The following is a 20,571-nucleotide window of genomic DNA, read 5'->3' as shown; positions in this document are numbered from 1 at the left end:
CAGGCACCGGCCGGGGCATCGGCCGTACAGAGCGACGTCGGTCGTCCGTCGCAGGCACTCGTGTTCCCGGCGGCGGATCCGGTACGACCCGAGCAGTGGCGGCATCGCCGGGCAGACGCCGTCGGCAGCGAACTGCGGACCGAGCGCTTCGATCCGGAGCGGGGCCGGCCGGCCGGTGACGGCACGCTGCCCGGCAGCAGCACCCTCATCCGGGCGTGGGTGCGCCGGATCCAGGCCGAGGACGGCCGCTGGGTGCGCAACCTGAACCTGCACCTGCCGGTGCGGTTCGGCGACGGCTTCCACCAGGACATGCTTCCGCGGTACGAGGCGCGCTGGCGGCAGGCGCTGGACGACCACTTCAACACCGGTCTACGGCTGCCCCGTTCCGGCGATCAGCTTCACATCGATCTCAACCTCAGCCACGTCCCGGACCACCCCGAGGCGATCGAGATCAGCACGTCGCCCGAGCCCGGCCGCTCCGACCAGCTGCACTTCCGCATGCACAGCGAGGACCCCGGGCTTCGCCCCGAGGAGCTGGCGCAGCGGCGACAGCTCAACGACCTGCTGGGCCTGCACGAGTTCGGCCACTTCATCGGCCTGCCGGACACCTACTACGCGCCGGAGTCGGTCTTCCGCAACACCGCCGGGAAGTCCAGCCGTACCGGCATCATGGCCGATGTCGTCGAGGCACCCTCTCCGGGCGTTCCGAAGGAATACCTGGCCGCCATCGAGAACGCCGTGGACTCCGGCCCGGTAGTGCGCGACCACCCGCTGACGGAGTCCTCGTCGACCAGGGCCAGGACGAAGGGCGTCCGCCAGACCACCGGTGACCCTGCGGAACACCGGCGGTTCGGTCGGTTCCGTGACGAGCTGAAGCGCCTGGTGGTCAGGCCCCACCCTGATCCCGAGCAGCTGCGGCAGAGCATCGGCGCGTTCCTGGACGGTGTCGCTCCGCAGCGCCGGGCGGCCTGGGTCCACGAGACACGGCAGCTGATCGACACCCTGCCCGACACGCAGTACACCGACGAGTCGGTCAACGCCGCCCACCGGGCTCTGAACGCCTTCGACACCGACCGGAGCACCCTGGCCGTCCCCGGCGCGCAGTACGTGAGCGCGAGCCGCGTAACGGCCCCCAGGGGAGCCGGCTTCGTCCACCGCGACATCCCCGAGGTCGTCGTCATCGACGGTGAACCGTATGTGACGGTCTATTCGGCCGTGTTCGGGGACGAACTGGGCGCGGACAAACCGCAGTACAAGGAAGTCGGTCTGGACGCCAACGGAGTTGTCCAGATCCACACCGGAACCCCGAACTACGACGCCAAGAAACCCACGGAGAGCGTCTTCTGGGTCAGCATCGGCCAGCCCCTGCGCCAGATCAAATGGATCGACAAGTACAAGACCCAGGGCGCGACCGAGCCGATGATCCGGTCCTTCCTCGTGCCGCTCCGCATCGCCAACGAGATCTCGCGTGGCGCGGTCACCGAGCACAACGCCGGGGATTCCGCGTACGGGCCCGGCGAGATCATGGACGATTTCAACGTCGACAAGCCCTACGCGTCCAACCAGTTCGGCATCAGAAACCCCCGCTCCCTCGAACTGCTCCGCCGGTCGGCGCTGCCCAATTCGGTGCGCACCTACACGGACGGACCGACGCAGGGTCGTCCCGACTCCTGGGGCGACGTCCGGCCCATCGGCGAACTCCGCGGCAGGCTCGGCGTCCCGAACGAGGGCATGCCCGGGCTCCCCGTCTTCACCGAGGGCAACGGCTTCGTCAGTCCCGTCACGAACGAGGCCAACGCGAGGACACTCCGGGAGATCGTCGCGGCCCACTACAACAACCCCGGGCTGCGCGAGCCCGGTGACAAGTACCTGTCGAGAAAGCAGGTGGAGGCGTACTTCGACCAGCACGCCCCCGAGCACCTCAAGAACGGCATCGACGACCGTGCCGGCAAGCGGGCGGCCGTCGACGCGTTCGTCCGCGACCACGTGAGCCTCTGGGCCTCCCAGGCGCGTATCGCGCAGACCCTCTACAAGGAGTACGAGCAGTTCCTCACCAGCAACCCGTCGGAGAGGCCGGTGGACTACCGCCTCACCGAGGTGCAGCCCACCCTGCGGGGGCAGCGCAGGACCGCCGACCGGCAACTGGGCCGGGTCCACGGTGAGCTGTTGGCTGAGCGGTTCGCGATCCGCTCCGGCTTCGAGGCCCTCGGCGAGCACGCCGCGGCCGCGCTGGGGGAGGACCCGCCGCGCGACGTCCGCATTGCGCTCAGCGAACTGGGCAAACGCCGTAAGGAGATAGTCGACGACTACCGGTTCAAGGTCGGCGACAGCACCGTCCTCCCAGCCAGGAACGACGAGTACCGCGCCTTCGCCGCCGGCATGCGCGGCCGGATCACCGAGGCGCTGGGCGGGCAGCAGCCGGGTCCGGAGCTGACGTGGGTCCTCGACTCCCTGGACCGGATCCGGGCGGTCGGCAACGAGGAGACGCCCGCCCATACGGCGCTCCTCGCCGACCCCGGCACGCTCGCCCTCGACCCGGTCTCCAGCCGCTCCGACCTGGCGGACGGCCCCGTCGCGGCCGCCCCGACCGCGCCGGGCTCCAGGCCCAGGCCCGTCCAGACCGACGCACGCCATTTCGATCACTCGGCACAGCAGATGCCGGCGCCCGAGCCGGTCACCCGGCACATCCTCTTCGACCGGGGATCACACCGGCTGACCACCGATGCCGTGCGTGCCATCGACGCTCTCGCCGCGAGCACGGCCCAGGAGGGCATCGCGGCCGCCGAGCGGGGACGGCCGCTGCCCGTCGTGTCGATCAGCGGTCACGGCAACGGCACCGTACTCGGGCGGCCCCACTACGGCCGGGCCGTCCTGCGCGGCCAGGACCGAGCCGAGGCGGTGGCCGGGGCCTTCACCGAACGCCTCCGCAGGCACCTGACGGAGGCAGGGGCGCCCGCCACACTGAACGCCGCCCACTTCCGCGTCGTCGTCACGTCCCGCGGCCGCGAGTACCCGCCCGGCACCAGCCCCACCGACGGCGCGGGCGCCCTCCGCCGCGCGGTCATCACCATCACCCACCCACGGCCGACCTTGGCGGACCTCTTGGCGAGCTCGCCCCGGCGAGGGGCGGCGCAATCGGCTGGGGACGGGACGGTTGCCCAGGAAGAGCCCGAGCGTCCGCCGGAGCAGGGGCGTTCGGCCGGGGCAGGGCCTGCGCCCGACGGGGTCCCTGCCGCCGGGCAGGCAAGGGTTTCCGAGGAGGTGCGGGCGTCAGGGCAGGTGCCTGCCGTTGGTGAGGTGACGCGTCCCGGGGCGGTGCGTCCGCCGGAGCAGAGGCGTTCGGCCGAGGCAGGGCCTGCGCCCGACGGGGTCCCTGCCGCCGGCGAGGCAACGGTTCCCGGAGAGGTGCGTGCGCCGGAGCAGGTGCACGGCGCCGAGGAGGCGTCTGCTGCCGAGGACGCGGTGATCCCGGATGAGGCGCGTACGGCGGAGCAGGCCCGTGCCGTCGAGGACGGGGCGAGCCCCGAAGAGGCGCGCGCCGTGGGCGGGACGGCGGTGTCGCACGGGCCTTCCCGGGCGCTGCTCGAGCCTGCCGAGACCACGGCCGAGCCTTCGCAGGCGCCGGAGCCGGGCGCAGAGCAGGAGGCGGTGTCCACGGTGCGCTCCGAAGGGGCCGCCGCCGTTCCCGAAGAGCCGCGTACGCAGTCGCCGATCCCCGACGAGGCGCCCTCGCAGCCGGTGAGTCGCGAGAGCGGCTCCGAGCAGGGCTCCGGCGAGACCCGGCAGACCCTCGACATGGTCGACCGGGCGGTACTGGACGCCAGGGCCCGACTGGCCGCGGCCGACGTGGATTCCGGTGACTACGTCCGGGCGGTCGAGCGGCGGGAAGCTGCCTACGACAAGCTGCTCCAGGACGCGGCCGAGGCGACGCAGAAGTGGCTCGACGCGTCCCAGCGGTCGCAGGGGGCGCATGTCGACGGCTTCACCGTCGCCGCGCTGGAGGACGGCGACATCGCCGCGGTGCATGACACGACCGGGCTGCGCGCCACCTTCGAGCTGGTCGACGGTGGGCCGGCGTGGACCTCGCGCGAGTTCCGGCTGGTGGACGCGCCTTCGGAGATGGCCTCCGTGAAGCTCGTGGTCCACCGGGAGTTCGAGCGAGACGGGTCGGATGCGCTGTGGAGCGATCTGGCGGGTGAGAGCGGGGAAGGGGCGAACGCGCGGTTCTATGCCGCATCCCCGAACGAGACGACCGGGCTCGAGGAGGAGGGCGGGCTGGAGATCGTCGACGACGTCCACGGCCACCGCTACACGGTCGACGCCACGGCTGTCGTGATGGAGCGTCAGGTCCGGATCGAGGGTGGACTGGGTCGTCTCCGGTACGACGCGACGCTCCCGGGCCAGGGTCCCGAGGTGCTGGAGGCGGACCGTACGCCGTCGCAGGAATGGAGCGCGGGTCCGCTGGACAGCAGCGGTCGGGTGAAGCTGGTGCGCTCCGACGCGGCGGCCGACGCGATCGAGCACCTGGAAGTCGACGGCGCCACCGGCCGGCTGCTGAAGGAGACCGTCGCGATCCGCGGCAGACGAGGGAAGGTCACCGGCTACTGGGAGATCGACCACCCGCGCGCCCGGGCGGTGCGCCTGGACGAGACGGGGCGTCCCGTCACCGCGGACGGCTCCTCGTACCCTTCGGTGGTCACCGAGGAGGAGGGCGGCCTCAGACTGCTGAGCGACGGGCCCGACTCCACGCTGCTCTTCGAACGCCCGCCGCTGGGCGACGTCATGGCGGACGGCCGCCGACTGCCGGTCGGTCCCGGAGCGTTCGGCTTCCGCATCGGGTTCGCCGACGGCGACCGGTCGGTGCGCATCGACGCGCCCCTGGGAGAGCCGGAGGCCCTGCGTCTGGTGGACCAGGGCAGCGGTGAACGGATCGACGTGCCGGTGCGGTTCTCGCGGGCGGACATCCTGACCGTGGAAGTCGGGGTGCCCGGTGCGGTCAACGGCGTCAAGGCGCAGTACGACTTCAGCCTCAGGGGCCGGCCGCGCTTCGAGAAACTCCCGCTGCTGGGCGGCGACGACGCGGCCCTCGACGACCTTCGGCTCGTCGTACGGCACACCTCCGGCGGGCCGAACCTCACACTGAACGGCCCCGAGGCCGCGCTGGAACGGTTCCGTATCGGCCCGGCATCCGCGGACCTCGGACAGCACCCGGCGGTCGAGTTCACCGTCACCGACTCCCGCCAGGGCATACGCCACCACTACAGCCGCGGCGCGCGACTGGTGGCGCGGGACATACCGCTGTCTCCGGGGGCGGCCGGCGAGCGCGTGCCGGCCGGCCTCGCACCGCTGTTCCTGCGGCTCGGCGAGAACCGGGAGCCGCAACTCGTCGGGCCCTCGGGGCCGTTGAACGGCGACTTCGTGGTGACGACGCGGGATCTGGGCGACGGCCGGACGGCGGTGATCCGCCAGGACAGCGCGGGGCGGGAGGAAGCTCGTCTCGTGGTCGACACGGGGAAGGCGCGTGTGCTGGAGGAGACCGTCGCCGCGCCGCGCGAGCGCGGCGAACTGCACGGCTATACGCACTGGAAGCTCGACTTCCGGACCGGAACGGCCGTACGCCTGGGTGAGGACGGCGAGAACGGCGAGCACGGCGAGGAAGCCGCGAACGGCGAGAACGGCGCGTCCGTGGACGGTCCGCTCGACCACGGCCTGATCGAGTTCGCCGACGACGGCAGGCTCCGGGTGATCCGGCCGGCTGACGAGGACCAGGGGCGGCGCGTCCTGTTCGAGCGGCCCGGCACGAACGACAGCGTCGCTTGGCTGCACCCCGAAGGCTTCGGGGCACCCACCCCCGCGGAGGCGGCCACGCACGCCCCCGCGAGCCGAGCCGACCGGGAGCGGCTGGCCTTCCAGCGCGAGGCCGAGCGCTTCGAGCGCAGGCTCGGTGCCTACCTGGTGCAGCACCCCGAGGTGCGGCGGGCGGTCCGCAAGTTCGTCGAGGCGGCCTGGGAACACGCGGATCCCGAGGACCGGGCGAAGTTCGCCACCCAGCGCCGCGCCTCCGTGGGGGCCGTCGGTCCGGGCGAGGACCGTGCGGAGGAGGTCGTACGCCACGGCAACATCCGTGAGCACATGGGCTTCCTCATGAACGGCAGCTACAACAACGTCATCCCCAAGGCCCTGGGCATCGACTTCGATGACATCCGGCAGGGCAAGGACGCCGAGCAGCCCTGGGAGGACAAGAACCCCACCGTTCCGGAGCCGGTCCATGGCGCGTACCGGGAGACCGTCCCCCTGAGCGAGCGGGAGGCCGACTGGTCGGACGGCGGGACGTCGTGGAAGAGCGGAGCCGAGAAGACCGGCATACGCCTCCTGCCCGTCGCGGAGGACGGCGAGCCGGTGCCGTTCGACGACAGGGTGTTCGGTGCGGGGCCGCACGCGGAAGCGCAGCGCACCGGCGGACTCGTCGCGTCCGGGATCTCCGGCACGACCCAGATCTTCCTGAAGGAGGCCTACTTCGCCAACCGCGTCTGGAACGCGGACATCGACCTGAGATGGCTCCGGCTCGCGATCGTCGGCGACATGCTGTCGGCCGGTCACCACACGCTCCACGAGATTCTCGCGGGGGCCGACGCGTGGGCGCGCAAGGCCGGCACCCGCCGTGCCCTGGGCTTCCGGTACCAGGACGACTGGGAGCGGTACCGCCACCTGGGCCCTCTGACGGAGCAGGAACTGCGGGAGCACGTCACCCCGGAGGGGCTGTTCCCCGACGAACTGGTGCGCGGCCCCGGCGTCGCGGCCTACGACCCGGTGGACGACGCCCGCCAGGCCCTCACCGACCACCTCGGCGCACGGCAGCGGAACCGATCGGACCAGGACTTCACGATCACCGCGGTGGACGACGGCCACGAGGTCGTCCACACGCCCACGGGCCTGGTCACCCGGTTCGCCGGCGAGCGGCACGAGGTCGTCCACCACGAGGCCGTTCCGGACTTCGGGCCCAGGGAGTTGCGTGGCCTCAAGGTGGCCGTCGACCACGTCCGGCAGGAGGACGGCCGCATCGACGTGCGGTACCGGCTCCACGGCGCCCCCGAGGTCGTGGACCGGTTCGTCGTCCGTGAGGCCCCCCGTGACCTGCGAGACCGTCACCAGGCGGCGTTCAGCGTCCTGGAGCAGGACGGCGGCCGGTGGCTGCACTACCTCGCCGACGGCAGGGTGATCGCCAAGGACCAGCCGCTCGCCGACGGGCTCGGACAGCTGCGGTTCGACATGGCCCGCCCGGGCGGGAAGCCCCGACTGCTGGACCCGACGGGCGAGCCGTCGACGCTGCACCGGGCGGAGGACCTCGACGGCGAGAGGGTGGCCCTGGTGCCCACCGCGTCCGGCACGTCGCCGCTGGAGCGGATCGTGGTCGACGCCGAGACCGGGCACCGCCTGGAGGAGACCGTTGCCGCGCCCGGCGGCCACGAACTCCCCGGCAGCCACTGGAAGTTCGACTACCGGGCCGGTATCGCCCTGCGTGTCGGCGACGACGGCAGGCCGGTCACCTTCGCCGGCGGCCGGTTCGACCACGCCGTACTGGAGGCCACCGACGGCGGCGACGTGCGCGCGGTTCTTCCGGGGCCGGACGGGCAGGCGCCCCGAGTGCTGTTCGAGCGGCCCGTCGTGGAGCAGCCGGACGGTCTCACGGAGCAGCCGCCGCAGCCGGACGCCGAGTCGGCGGCGCGGGCGGTGGAGGAGCCGGAGCGGCAGGACGGCGATGCGGAGCCTGCCGGGTCTCGGCCGCCGCGGACGGACGGTGCTGCGGGCGAGGATTCCGCGGTGTCCTCGCGGCCGGAGCCGGTGGGGGACACGGACGCAGCGGGCCCGGACCTGCCGTTGGACGCGGTGGAGGAACCGGCGGCCGAGGCACGGCAGGAGCAGCTCCCCGAGCAGGACACGGCCGACACCACCACCGGGCAGCCGCACCAGTCCGCCGAGCCGGCAGCGCCGGGCGGCGCCACGGACCTGGTGCAGCCGGCGCCCGCCGTCACGCACCGGTCCGCCACCGAGGGGCGGATGCTGACCCAGCTGTTCGCCGAGGCGGACCTGGAGGACGTGCTCGGCCGCAGCGACAACCCGCTCGACCCCGCCGAACTGATGCGGCGGGCGCGGGCGGACCGGCCCAAGGTGACCGGTGACATCGACGGCTTCGACGTGCGCACCGCGATCGTCCGGATGGTCGGACGCACCGCCGCCGACCACGCCACGTACGCCCTGATCGACAGCGCCTTCTCGGACGAGCAGCTCAAGGAGCACTTCCACCACTCCCTGGACGGCGGATACCGCGTCGACTTCAGCGCCCGTGCGAACGGCGGACCGCAGGTGGTGGTGGAAGCCGTGGGTCTCGGCACCCCGCACGGGGTGGCGTCGGCCACCGACGACTTCGAATTCAGCCGCACCCGCGCCGCGGAGAACCGCGGCGCGTCGGTCACGCGCCAGCAACCGGCCCTCGAGCCGCGGGCGGCCCGCATCCCCCTGCCCTTCCTGCAGATCGCCGGAAAGATCGCCGGGTTGATCAACGCCCGGGACACGAGCCTGTCCACGAAGACCAAGCGCGACATGAAGACGGAGATCGCCGAGACCGGGGTACCGGTCGCGCAGGCCGGCCACACGGTGACGTACCGCGTCTCGGTGCGCAAGCCCGGCCGCTGGCCCTGGAGCAGGGCCAGGAACCGGGAGGACGTCGTCCACATACCGGTGACGCTCGCCTGGCCCAAGCCGACCGCGGACACCGTCACGCCGCCCGCCATGGCGCAGGACGCGGGGCAGCGGCGCACCGAGGAGGTGCTGCACGCCGAGTTCGCAGGCGTCGGCCCCGGCGTCCTCCAGGCCGTGGAGGGTGCGCTGGGCAGCACGTTCCGGGTGAACGATCCCGTGGCGCGGGAACTGCGTGCCTGGCTGGATCAGCTTCCAGGGCGTGCGCCGGAACTGTTCGGCGGTCAGGTGGTCCGCAAGTCCTTCCCGTTCAAGGGCCGTTGGGGCAGGACCCAGATCGCGGTGGCCATCGCCAAGGACATCGTCGTACGGGACCTCCCCGAGGCGGAAGGCACGGTCACCCGTACCCACCGGATCAGCGCGGAGAGCACCTGGGGACAGGGAGTGACCCGGCGCTGGGGCGGTGGCATTACGCTGGGCGTGGGCAACACAACCCACATCGCCGGGACTCTCGGTCCGGTCGTTCTGGGCTACCGCATGACCAAGAACGTCACCGACGTCACCGACACGCGCGAACGCACCGAAGAGGAGACGTACAGGGGACCGGTCCACAAGCGTCAGGCGGAGTTCACCCTCGTCGTCCGCGTGGGCGGCCACGACGGCGTGGCGCAGCGGGTGGACGGCGGTGTGGCGACGCTGTGGACGCGGGAGCGTGACGACGCGGCGCCGGCGGACGACACCCGGAGCACGGTGTCCACGGATGCCACACCCGAAGACGCCACACCTGCAGCCGCGGCGCTCGAAGAACCCCCCACGGAAACTCCGGAGCCGGCCGGCGCGAGCCGGTTCACCGTGGCGGACCGGCTGGACGCCGCCTACCGGCTCGCGGACGAGACGGTGGAGGAAATCGCCGGCCGGGTTCTGCACCGCCTGGAGGCGGAAGGGCTGCTGGACGCCGCCCGACTGCCGGACGTGGCGACGGAGTTCCGCAGCTTCCTGCGGGAGCACGCGCGGGAAGTGGCGCACAGCGGAGACGGCGTACGCTTCCCGTTGAGCGCATGGCGCAGCGGCGCCCCGGACGTCTTCGTCCGCGGTGCACTACGACCCGCGGACGGCCGGTACCTGGGCGACGGCGCGCAGGTGACGCTCAGCGGAACCGTCGCCGCGAGCCACGCCCAGAACACCGCCGTCACCCGGCGGAAGGACGCTTCCGTCGGGGTGGCGGGCGCCGGATCCATCGCCCCGACGCACGAGGTCGAGTACCTCGGGACCGGACTGGCCTACAAGGCCAACCAGGTCGTCGCCCGCAAGGTGACCCAGAGCCTGCGGGCCGAACAGCCCCTGGGCGGCGGCACGGGAATCCATCACTTCGACTTCCCGGTCGACTTCGAGGTCCGGGTGGGTGGCCGCTGGTCGGCGCCGGGCGAGGTGGCGCGGTGGCGTGAGGCGGACGCGGCCGCCGGCTACGCGGCCGCGACGATTCCCGGCCGGGTCGAGGTGGCAGTGCCCGAGCGGACCTTGGTGCCGCTCGCGGAACCGACGCCGGCGCCGGCCGAACCGTCCGCCCCGCTGTGGCGGGAAGGGGACACGCCGCGGCCCGTCCAACGCGAGGGACACCTGCCCGCCGGTTACCGGCTGGACTCGCTCAAGCCGGTCCCGGGGCTGCAGAGCACGGTGGCCGGGATGCTGTCCGCACCAGGCGGAACGAGCTGGCGGGAGCTCTACCGCCGGCCGCTGCTGGGCAGTGCCCCGGCCGGGTTCGACCAGCACCAGGGCAAGAACTGGCTGGAGCGCACACCGGACGAGATCAACGAGCGCAACGCCGCCCTGGACGTCCTGGAGAACTTCACCGGTCCGGCGGCTCGCATGGCCGGGTTCGAGCGGACCGTGGGATTCAAGGACACCGTCACCCTGAAGAGCCACAACCGGGCGGGACTCGCCGGCAACCGCGAACTGCTCGCGCGCGTGGACCTGTCGGCCCGGCTCGGCGACCCCCGGATCGTGGCGGTCGACGAGGAGCACACGTTCGGCGGTACGCGCGTCGGCCAGGTCGAGCAGACGTCGGACACCCAGCGAGGGTGGTCCGTCAAGGGCAAGCTCGCCGGCGGCGTCATGACCCCGCTCAACGACCTCCACACCTCCGTCGGCGCCGAGCTCGGCGGCTCACTGATCTACGCCAGGACACAGGGCACGTCCACCGCACATGGTGCTGAGGCCATGTCCGCCGACGAGTGGGTCGAACGCGGGTACCTGGTCACCTTCGACGTGACGTACGAGGTGCGCACACGCAAGGACGCGGCCTGGCAGGACCTTGCGACCATGGTCCACCGGACCCCGGCCGACGAGCGGTCGAGCTGGGCACTCGTGCCTGACGCGGCCACCCTGTGGGTACCGGCGCGGGAGATCCACCGTATCGGCGAGCTGACCGAGCAGGACATCGCCAGTCTGATCGCCGACGACGCCGAACGGTACCGCGCGGCGGCGGCCGAGACCGACGCGGCCGAGACCGACGCGGACGCCGAACCGCAGCCCGTCGGCAGTACACCGGCGGCACAACCGGCCGTGGACACACGGCTGGAGGAACCGTCCGAGGTGGCCGCGACATCGGACGTATGGGAGGCGGTGAGGGCGCCGGCGAACACGGGCCGGGGCAACGGGCACGTCGAGCTGTACCGGCTGGAGGCCGGCGGAGAGCTGGTCCAGCAGATCGCACGCCGGCTCGACCAGTGGTCGGTGGAGAACGGGCGGACGGCGTCGGCACGGGTGGCGAAGTTCGACCGCATCAACGACAGGCTGATCCACGACGTGCTGGGCCCGTCGCTGACCGCGTCCGGATTCGGCACGGTGATCGAGGAGATGCTGAACGGTGGACGGCCGGTGTTCCTGGCGGGCGACACGCCCTTCGGCAAGGTGGAGCAGCTGGTGGTGCTGCGGGCCCGGCTCGGCCAGGGGCGCTACCACGCCACGCTCTCGCGCCACACCTCGAAGGACGGCCTGGACACGACCGAGCGCACGACCGACACGACCCAGTCCGGTCTGTCCGCCTCGTGGAGCGTGTACGCCATCGCCAACCCGGGCGTGGCGCACCGTCCTGCCTCCCTGCTCATGGCCGGATTCGGCCACTCCCACTCATGGGCCACGAAGACTGAGGTGACCAAGGAGCACACGGCGTCGGTCATCAACTCCGAGTCCGGCGCCGCGTCCGCGGAGGGCTCCGGGGCCACGGCCCGGTCGGGCTCCCGTTCCAGGTCCAGGTCCAGGCCCGGCTCCGGGCCGGGGGAGAGTGTGCAGTTCCTTCACGACCTGCTGGTGACGATGGACGTGTACCCGTACGCGCGTCCGGGGCACTACAGCAGGCATCTGCCGGACTGGATGCCCAAGTTGGGCGGCCGCTCGTTCGGCGGCTCGTGGACCGCGCGGTTCACGCTGCCCGGCGCGGCGCGCTCCACGGTGCCGGCGGAGGAGGTGCTGCCCCTGGCGGACGATGCGGGCCCGTCGGTGGCGGCGCCGGTCCACGGCTCGCTGGCCGAGTGGCCGCACGGTGCCGGGCTCGAAGTGGGCCTGCCCGCGAAGGCGCTGGTACGCCAGTTCGACGCACCCGGGCTTCGCACCGTGCTGGACGAGCTGGCCTTCGGGGGTCAGGACGGGCGGCCGGTGCTGCGTCCTCGTGCGGGCTTCGAGTTGCAGGCACGCACGGGGGCCGCGGTGCTGCGGTCGAAGCTGCCGGACGTCCTGTCGCCGCGGGGACACGTCATTGAGATCACCGGGAGCGCACTGGAGAAGGTGACCGTCAAGGCCGACGTGGTGGCGCGGGATGTGGTCCGGACGATCCGCGAAGGCTCCCTGACCACCACCGCCTCCGACACCTCGAAGGCCGAGACGAGCTGGACGAGCTCCGGTGAAGCGGGCCCCGCGTGGTACGCCGACCTCCGCGAACCGACGATCCGTCTCGGGGAGCACACCGCGGCGAACCGGCCCTTCGTACTGGGCGACGACGCGTACAGCACCTGGCTGACGTACGGGGGAGCGCAGTCGGTCACCGGCGAGACGACCCGCAAGGAGCCGAAGCCCGAGGGGGAGGGCGATGCCGGGCCCCGCTACCTGGTACGGCTGACACCCCGGTGGACGGTCACTCCCGCCTACCGCGCCAAGAAGCTCCCCGCCCAGTGGCGGGAGCCGATCACCACCGGGCCGGACGAGCCCATCCTGGTCGTGGTGGACCGGGAGGGACTGGGCCGACTGGGTCTGTCGGAGCCGGGTGACGACGCCGCCCCGAGCACCGGGGAGGTGCGGGAGCGTCGCCGCACCGGGCGGACTTGGCAGCCGGTGCTGTCGACCGTGCCCGAGGAGCTTGAGGAGCCCGCGGAGCACGCGGACGGCACGCAGGACGCGGAGGCCACCGCACCGAGCGACGGGTCCGAGGACGAGGCCCTGTCCGTCGACGAGCAGCCGCACACGCTAGCCGACGCCCCCGAGAGCGACCGACCGGAGCAGGTGCCGCATCCCGCCGCCGCTCCGGCGGTGCGTGTGGTGGAGGAGCCGCTGCACGGTGCCACGCCGCTGGCCGGGTACCGACTGCGGCGGACGGACACCGGGGCGACCGGCACCTCTGAGGCGTCCTCGCGGCTGGAGTTGGCGGACGCCGAGGGTGCGGTGGTACCGGACCGCACGGTGCTGCCGCGTGAGGGCGGCGGGTTCGTTGTCCAGGGGGCCGAGGGCGCCCTGTTCCTCGATTCCCGTGTCCGCTTCGAGTACCGCGAACTGGAGTTGCCGGGTGTCGACCATGTGGTGCGGTTGCGGGAGCCGGCCGGTATCGAGGGCCCGCTGGCACTGCTGGACCGCGACGGCGTTCCGGTCGAGGGCGGGCGGATGGCCCGGTTCAGGGACGGTCTGACCGTCACGCTGCCGCTGGCGGGCCCGTACGAGGGTGCGGTGGCCGAGTGGCGCTTCGACACCCGGGGCGTGCTGGTCCGTCAGAGGCTGCCGCAGGCCGGCGAGTCGTCCGGCAGCGCGAACTCGGACCGCGGGAAGACCCCGATGGGTGAGGCTGAGGCGCCGTCGGCCGAGGCGCGGCACGAGCAGCCCGCTGTGCCGGAGGCGTCCGGTGACGCCCCGCACGAGGAGCTGCGGGAGGAGCAGTCCGGGCAGGCGGAGTCCCGCGGCAGACAGCGGGCGCAGTGGCGGCCGGGACTGCCGGCCGTTCCCGAGGGACTGCCCGCGGTTCCCGGGTTCCGGCTGGTGGTGCCGTCCCCGGAGGCCGTAGCCCGGTACGAGCTGCTGGGACTGCCGGCGCTCCCGGAGGCCGTGGACGCGCAGATGAGGCCGCTGCCCGGCTGGACGGTGACGTCGCGGGCGGACGGCGGGTACACCGCGTCCGACGCGGCGGGAGAGGTGCGCTGGCAGTTCGCCGTGGACGGGGTGCCGCAGGCGCTGGACGTGCGGTTGACGGGAACGGAGGACTTCCTGCGGTTCGCCGCGGGCGAGGACGGTCCCGAACTGTCGGTGGTGGGGGCGGACCACTACGAACTGGGCGAGGTGCGCGACGCGTCGGGGACGCTGACCGAGGTCTGGATCAACGCCCCTGGGGACGACCTGGGGTGGCGGGTCGACGGGAACGGCGTGCCCCGGGATGTCGAGGTCCCGCTCTACGGTGAGGGCCTGCCCGAGCACCTGGCCGGTGCGCTGATCCGCAGGCTCCGGGTCCCCGTCTCGCAGGGCGCACCCCACGGCTGGGTCGCGGAGCTGGTCGCCGACGATCCGTTGGTCGTGGCGTCCCACGGCCTGCAGACCACCTCGGACGGATACGTCCTCACCGACCGGGTGACCGGCGAGGCGCTCCGCTTCGGCACGGACGGGATTCTGGTCCCGGCGCGCCACAACAGTGCGGTGCCGTGGCGGACTTGGCTGCGCAGGCTGAACGAGGGGCTGCCGGCGAGGCGTGCGCCCCGGACACGGCCGCAGAACCATGTGGGCACGGTCGGCGTGGAGTACGACCAGGAGCTGGCCCGGATCTTCGACGAGATGCTGCCCGGGGAGCGGTCGTCCGGCCCGCGCAGTGAGCCTGCGCAGGTGCTGGTGCCGTTGATCTCGCGCGATGCCACGGACTTCCTGCGGCGTTCCGGGCTGAATCCGTGGGCGGACCCCGACGGGCTCGCCGAACTGCGGGCCGCGGCGCACGAGGCGCTGTGGGCGGCCGCCCGCCGGGCGCTGGAGGAGGCCGGGCCGGTCGTGGACGCGGCGGGACTTTCCGTGAACGGATTCACCGTGCTGCCCGCTCGGCCGGACGGGCTGCGGCCGGTGACACACGAGGCCACGGGCCTGGAGACCGTGTTCGGGCCCCGAGGCGAACTGGTCTCGCACCAGATCTACCTGCACGAGGTCCCCCCGGAGCTGTCGGGCCGGCCGGTCCAGGTCAGCCACCACCCGGACGGGGAACTCGGATTCGCGTGGGCGGACGCCGCGCAGGTCGGCGGCCACCTCACCATCGGCTGGGTGGGCGACGAAACCGGGACGAGCACGGATCCCCGCCGTCAGTTCGTCATCGGGAACCAGGCCACCGCAGACACGTTCCTCTTCGGCGCCGAAGGCACACCGACCGAGCCGCTTCACACCCCGGGGAACTCACCGTCCACGGTGCACGAGCCCGAGCAGCCGGACCGGCCTGCCGCCGACGTGACGGAGGTGCGCGAGCAGTCCGACGCGGCCGCCGCCCACGCCGTACAGGAGCGCGAGCCGCAGACGGACGCCGCTGCGAGCCCGCCGCACGCCGAAGTCCCCTGGTACATGGGCGGGAACGGCATGGACGCGCACGGCGAACTGAACGTCACCGCCGTCGACCCCTGGGACGAGGCGCTGATCCGGCAGTGGGCCAACAACATCGCGTATGCGGTACGGCACGACGGCGACAGCGCCGAGCTGGAGACGGGCATCCGCGAGGCCCTTCGCACACTGCTCCGCAGTGGGGAGGTGCCCGAGGCACTGGCGGCCGGCGAGGACACCCGCAACGCCGCGGCCGACCGGGAGCGGCTGCTGGACTTCTGGGAGGCGGCCCTCCAGCGCGGCCGGCTGCTCACCGCGGACGGTCATGTGGTGTGGGTGCGGCCGGTGCTGCGCAATGTGGAGCCGTTGCCGCAGGAGGCGTCCCCGGTCGACGGGTACGCCCTCAACTGGGGCTCCCTGGCGACCACTCACAAGTCCGCCGGGGAGGGCGGCTGGTCCGGCGCGAGCTCCCTGCTGACGGCGATCTCCACCGGATCGAGGGTCGTGTCGTCGGTGACGCCGGCGCCGGTGCTGAGCGTCGAGGCGCACCGCACCGGCCAGACACAGACGAGCCGCAGGGTGGTCTTCGACCGGAAGATCTGGATGCAGCAGAGCACCCCGTTCCGTGCGGGCCTGCAGCTGCGGATCTTCGTCGACGGCGAGGAACGCCGGCACGACCGGGTCATCCCTGAACGTCTCACCGTGCGGCTGCCCAAGTCGCTGACGGTCCCGGGCGCTCTGCAGCACGTGCCCCACGCCGCCCCCGTGCGCGAGGGCGAACAGCAGGACGCCGGGCATCATCGGGCCCGTACAATCCTCAACGCCATCGACCTGACACCGCTGGCCGCCGAGTTCGAGCGTCGGCTGCACGCCGCCGGACTGCCCGCCGAAGCCGTACGAACACTGATGGAACGGACCCTCGTCCAGCTGAACGAGCGTTCCGCCATCAACCGCAGCCGCTACCTGCTGGGCAACGAGCTGGTCACGGACCGGGTGTCCCTCTCCACCGGCCTCGGCCGGTCCTTCCAGGGCCATGTGGCGATCAGGGCGACGATCGAAGGCCTGGAGTACCTGGGCGACACCGCCAAGGTCCCCGTGCGCGAGGACTCCGCCAGCACGCTGGTGGCGCACCGCAAGGAGGGCGCAAAGAGCAGCGTCTCGCTGGGCGGCCGGGTCGTCGTGGGGCCGGCGGAGTTCGTCTCGCTCACCGGCGAGGTCCAGCGCGGCACCAGCCAGGGCCTGGCCGTGTCGACCGCCCTCCACACCATCGTCCAGACCACGGACGACCACGCGCGTTACCGCGCCTCGCTGAACGTCTCCCTCGAGGTGCGTTCCACCACGCACCGCATCGAGCCGCTCACCCGCATCGTGCCGGCCGAACTGGGCGTCCCCAGCCATGAGGCCGCCGACTTCGAGCGCCGCGTGCTCGGTGCGGACGCCCCGCTGCTGCGGCAGCCCCAGCCGGTCGGTCCGGTGGAGGCACGGCCCTATGTGCGGGCGCTGCTCGCCGAGGCGGCCGAACTGGGCGTCGGCCTGCCGCAGGCGGCGTACCGGCGCCCGGAGCGGCTGGACTCACCCCTGCCGCAGCCGCACGAACGCGAACCGCTGGCCCTGGCGACGCGGCGCGGTCTGGGCTTCGGAACCCTCCTCGGCCTGCCCGGCGCCGAACTGGTCCACGACCAGATCCGCACCGTCATCGGCCAGACGCACCAGCAACTGACCGGCCGCCGACTGAAGTTGACCGGCCACCTGCCCTTCCTCAAGCTGGGCCGCCCCAGGGTGAACTGGGCGGGCGCGGACCGGGAACTGCTCACCGCGTTCGGGCGGCCGTCCCTGGAGACCGACCTCACGCAGCTGATGTCGGGCGTCGAGCACTCCGTGCGGCTGAGCGGGCGGACGTACCACGTGTCGGTGACCGCCCGGCTGCGGGAGCGCGTCGGCGGCGCCACCGGCGACGAGACGCGGCCGATGTCGCTCAACATCCGCTCCGGGCAGGGCGCCACGGTCAGCGGAGAGCGCAAGAACGCCTGGAAGCTGCGGGCCTTCGTGGGCGCCCGCGGCGATGCCGGACCGACCAAGCTCCTGCGGCTGCGCCTCGGACAGGCGGGGCTGACCGGCAGCATCGGGCGCGGCACCGAGCACCAGTTCTCCGGCGCGGCGAAGTCCACACAGCGCGCCGACATGGGGGGCAAGGCCGACGAGCACGTCTACGACGCCGTGTACGAGCTGTCCGTACGCACCGACGGCCACCGAGAGCAGAAGTGGTGGATCGACCGGCCGGACGAGGTGGTGGCCCGGGTGGCCATGCCGCATCTGCACGTGCCGTCGGGGAGGATCCCGGCGCAGCTGCTGGCTGAGGCCGGGCGGGTGCGGCCCCTCGAATCCCTGCCGGCCGCCGACCAGTTGGTGGACTTCACCAGCCACGGCTCCGCAGTCGTGTACCGGTCGTTCCTGTCCGCGCCCGAAGTGGCACGTACGGCGGCGACGATGTACCAGCAGGCCAACAGACTTGCGGACGAGTGGCAGGCGGACCCGGCGAACTGGCCTGCGGAGATCAAGAAGCCGTTCGCGCCGAACGAACTGGTGGCCCACTTCCCGTCCCTGACCACCAGCCAGGGGCGGCTGGTGGAGCTGCCCGACGGGCCCGACGGGTGGCACCAGGCCCTGCGGCTGCAGCTCGTCGCCGCCGAACCGCAGCATGTGCAGGCGCACACCGGGGCCGCCTTCCAGCTGTGGCAGAACACCAGCGGAACCGCCCACTACGAACGCACCGCCGAGCGCACCCGCACCGTCGGCGTGGCGGGCCGCCTGGGTCCGGCCCTCCACTTCGGCCACGGCGAGGAGGACGGCGAGCAGTCGGCGGCGACCGGCGTGGAGCGGCTCACGACCGGCGAGCGGCAGTCCCCGGCCCAGCAGCACCACCCGCTGACCGGCGAACTGCGCGCCACCTTCGGCGGCGGCCTCCAGTGGGGCTGGGAGAGCGGCCACGGCACGGCCGTCGGCCCCGTCGGCATCACCCGCGGCACATACGGCGGGCCCAAGCACACCTACCGCGCCCACGCGGTGTTCCGGATCACCCTGCACCGCTGGCGCAGCCCCCACCTGACCGACGCACTGACCCGCAGCGCATCCGGCACGACCGACGTCGAGCGGGTGCTGGAGGTCAGGCACGGCCTGGAGTTCGTGGTCCCCGAGCGGCGGATCTTCGACCTGTCTCTGCCGGTGCCGGACGGCGTGGCGCCCGTCGAACCGCAGCCGCCGACCGGTCACTTCGACCTGGCGCTGCTGCCCGGAGGCACCCACCCGGAGGTGCTGCAGGCGGACGGCGTGCTGGAGACGATGAAGCAGTGGCTGACGGAGCAGGGCCTGCTACGGCCCGACGCCGACGGCTTCGGTCACCGCCCGAGCCTGCTGCTGAGCTCCATCGAGGCCTCCTACTCACCCGCCGCCCTGCTCGACCAGTTCACCCTGCTCAACACAGGCGGAGTCACCCGGTGGCTGCCCATCCCTTCGGCGTTCGGCGCCACCCGCTACCTGTGGACCAAGGTCACCGCCGAGACCCTGGAACCGCTGTCGCAGCACGCCCGTCCCGAGCTGACCATGCTGCTGCGGGGCAAGGCGATCACCGAGGAGACGACCAGCACCTCCCGCTCGACCGAGGTCGAGGTCCACGGCGAACTGCACGGCAGGGTCGGCGGGGGGACACAGGGCGGCCTCCAGGTCGCGGGCGGCTGGTCCGGTGAGGCGAGCACGGCCCACGAGCAGCACGAAGAGAACGTGGAGGTCTACTGGGGCCAGACCCGCAACCCGTCGGTCGAGTTCCGGCTGCGGCAGCGGTTCAGGGTCGAGATGACCCTCACCGGACAACTGCCCGAGGTGCTCTCCGCACCCGTCCGACTCCTCCACGGGGTGCCCCTCGCCGTCTCGAGCCTGATGGGGCGCCGGCGCTGGGCGGCGGCCGGCTCCCGGCCCCGGTCGTACCTCGCCCGGTTCCCGCAGCGGCCCGAGGACGGCACCGTCGACGGCTGGGTACGCGTCGTCATCCCCGAGCACCTCGTCCAGCCCGGCCAGGCACCGCAACCGACGCCCGACCACCCCCAGGATGCCGCCCCGCCGGTGTGGCAGCCCCAGGAACATCCCCTGAACGACGCCTTGGTGGACCTGATGTCCGAGCACGGACATCCCTGGGCACTGCCCGCCGCGACCGAGATCAACCGCTGGGTCGCGCTGCCCGCGGCGCCCACCACCACACGCCCCCGGCCCGAGGCGCCGCAGACCTGGCGGCCGGACCGCACCACGCTCCCCGGCATCCTGTACGACCACCTCACCAACGAGGTGCAGCTGCGGCTGAGCCTGGAACGCCTGCTGCGGCACCGGTACCAGGTGCAGGTGGGCGGCGAGCAGGTGACCGCAGGCATGCGCATCACCCGTGTCACCGTCCTGCCGGAGTCCGACGTGGAGATCCTCTCGCGCCACTTCAACCAGGGCCGAGAGACACAGGAGCACGTCCATGGCCGGACCGGCGCATGGTTCGCCGGGGCCGGCCCCGACCTCGGCGGAGACATCGACGGCCACTCGCTCCGGGACTCGGCACCCCTGCGCTACGAGGCGGAGACGTCCGGGGAGCGGGCCGCGGAGGCCGAGGAGATCCTGGAGCGGAACGTCGCCAGTGTCCGGCCGTTCCGCTACTACAAGGCCGACTTGGACGTCGTCCTCTCCGGCCCGCACGGAAAGCTGCTCGTCAACGTTCCAGGCGGCCTGTACTTCATGCTCCCCATCGACCTCGCGGACTCACCCGCGCTGGCGGAAGTCCTCGTCACCGCACCGGAGACGACCACCGCACACGTCGACGACGACGCCGGGGCGGCGTCCGGCGCGGAGCGGACGACGGACGGCCTCGTCGAGGGGTTCCTGACCCGGGTCAACGGCGATACCGCGCCGGACGACTCTCCACCGCAGCCGCCCCTGGAGACGGCGCCCGGGAGCGGATCCGCCGGCCCGGCGCACCAGGCGGACGGCGCGGAGACCGCCGAGGCCAGCGCGGAAAGGTTCCTCACGCGAATCAACGGTGATCAACACGCTGCCGACACCGGCAGCAGTACCGACATGCAATGA

The 20,571-nt window shown here is 72.6% G+C and carries 1 protein-coding gene (only partly in view); it reads left to right on the top strand.

The genetic code is table 11. From position 1 onward, the window contains the following. Positions 1-20,571: the 3' portion of a scabin-related ADP-ribosyltransferase gene (locus IH68_RS49845; RefSeq protein WP_159403683.1), read on the top strand. It extends 7,380 nt beyond the left edge of the window; 20,571 of the gene's 27,951 nt are visible here — the last part of the coding sequence; its start codon lies beyond the left edge, outside the window; it ends in the stop codon at positions 20,569-20,571.

This window comes from Streptomyces sp. NRRL S-646 (assembly GCF_000720765.1).
GTDB lineage: Bacteria > Actinomycetota > Actinomycetes > Streptomycetales > Streptomycetaceae > Streptomyces.
This window is presented reverse-complemented; position numbering and strand designations above follow the sequence as displayed.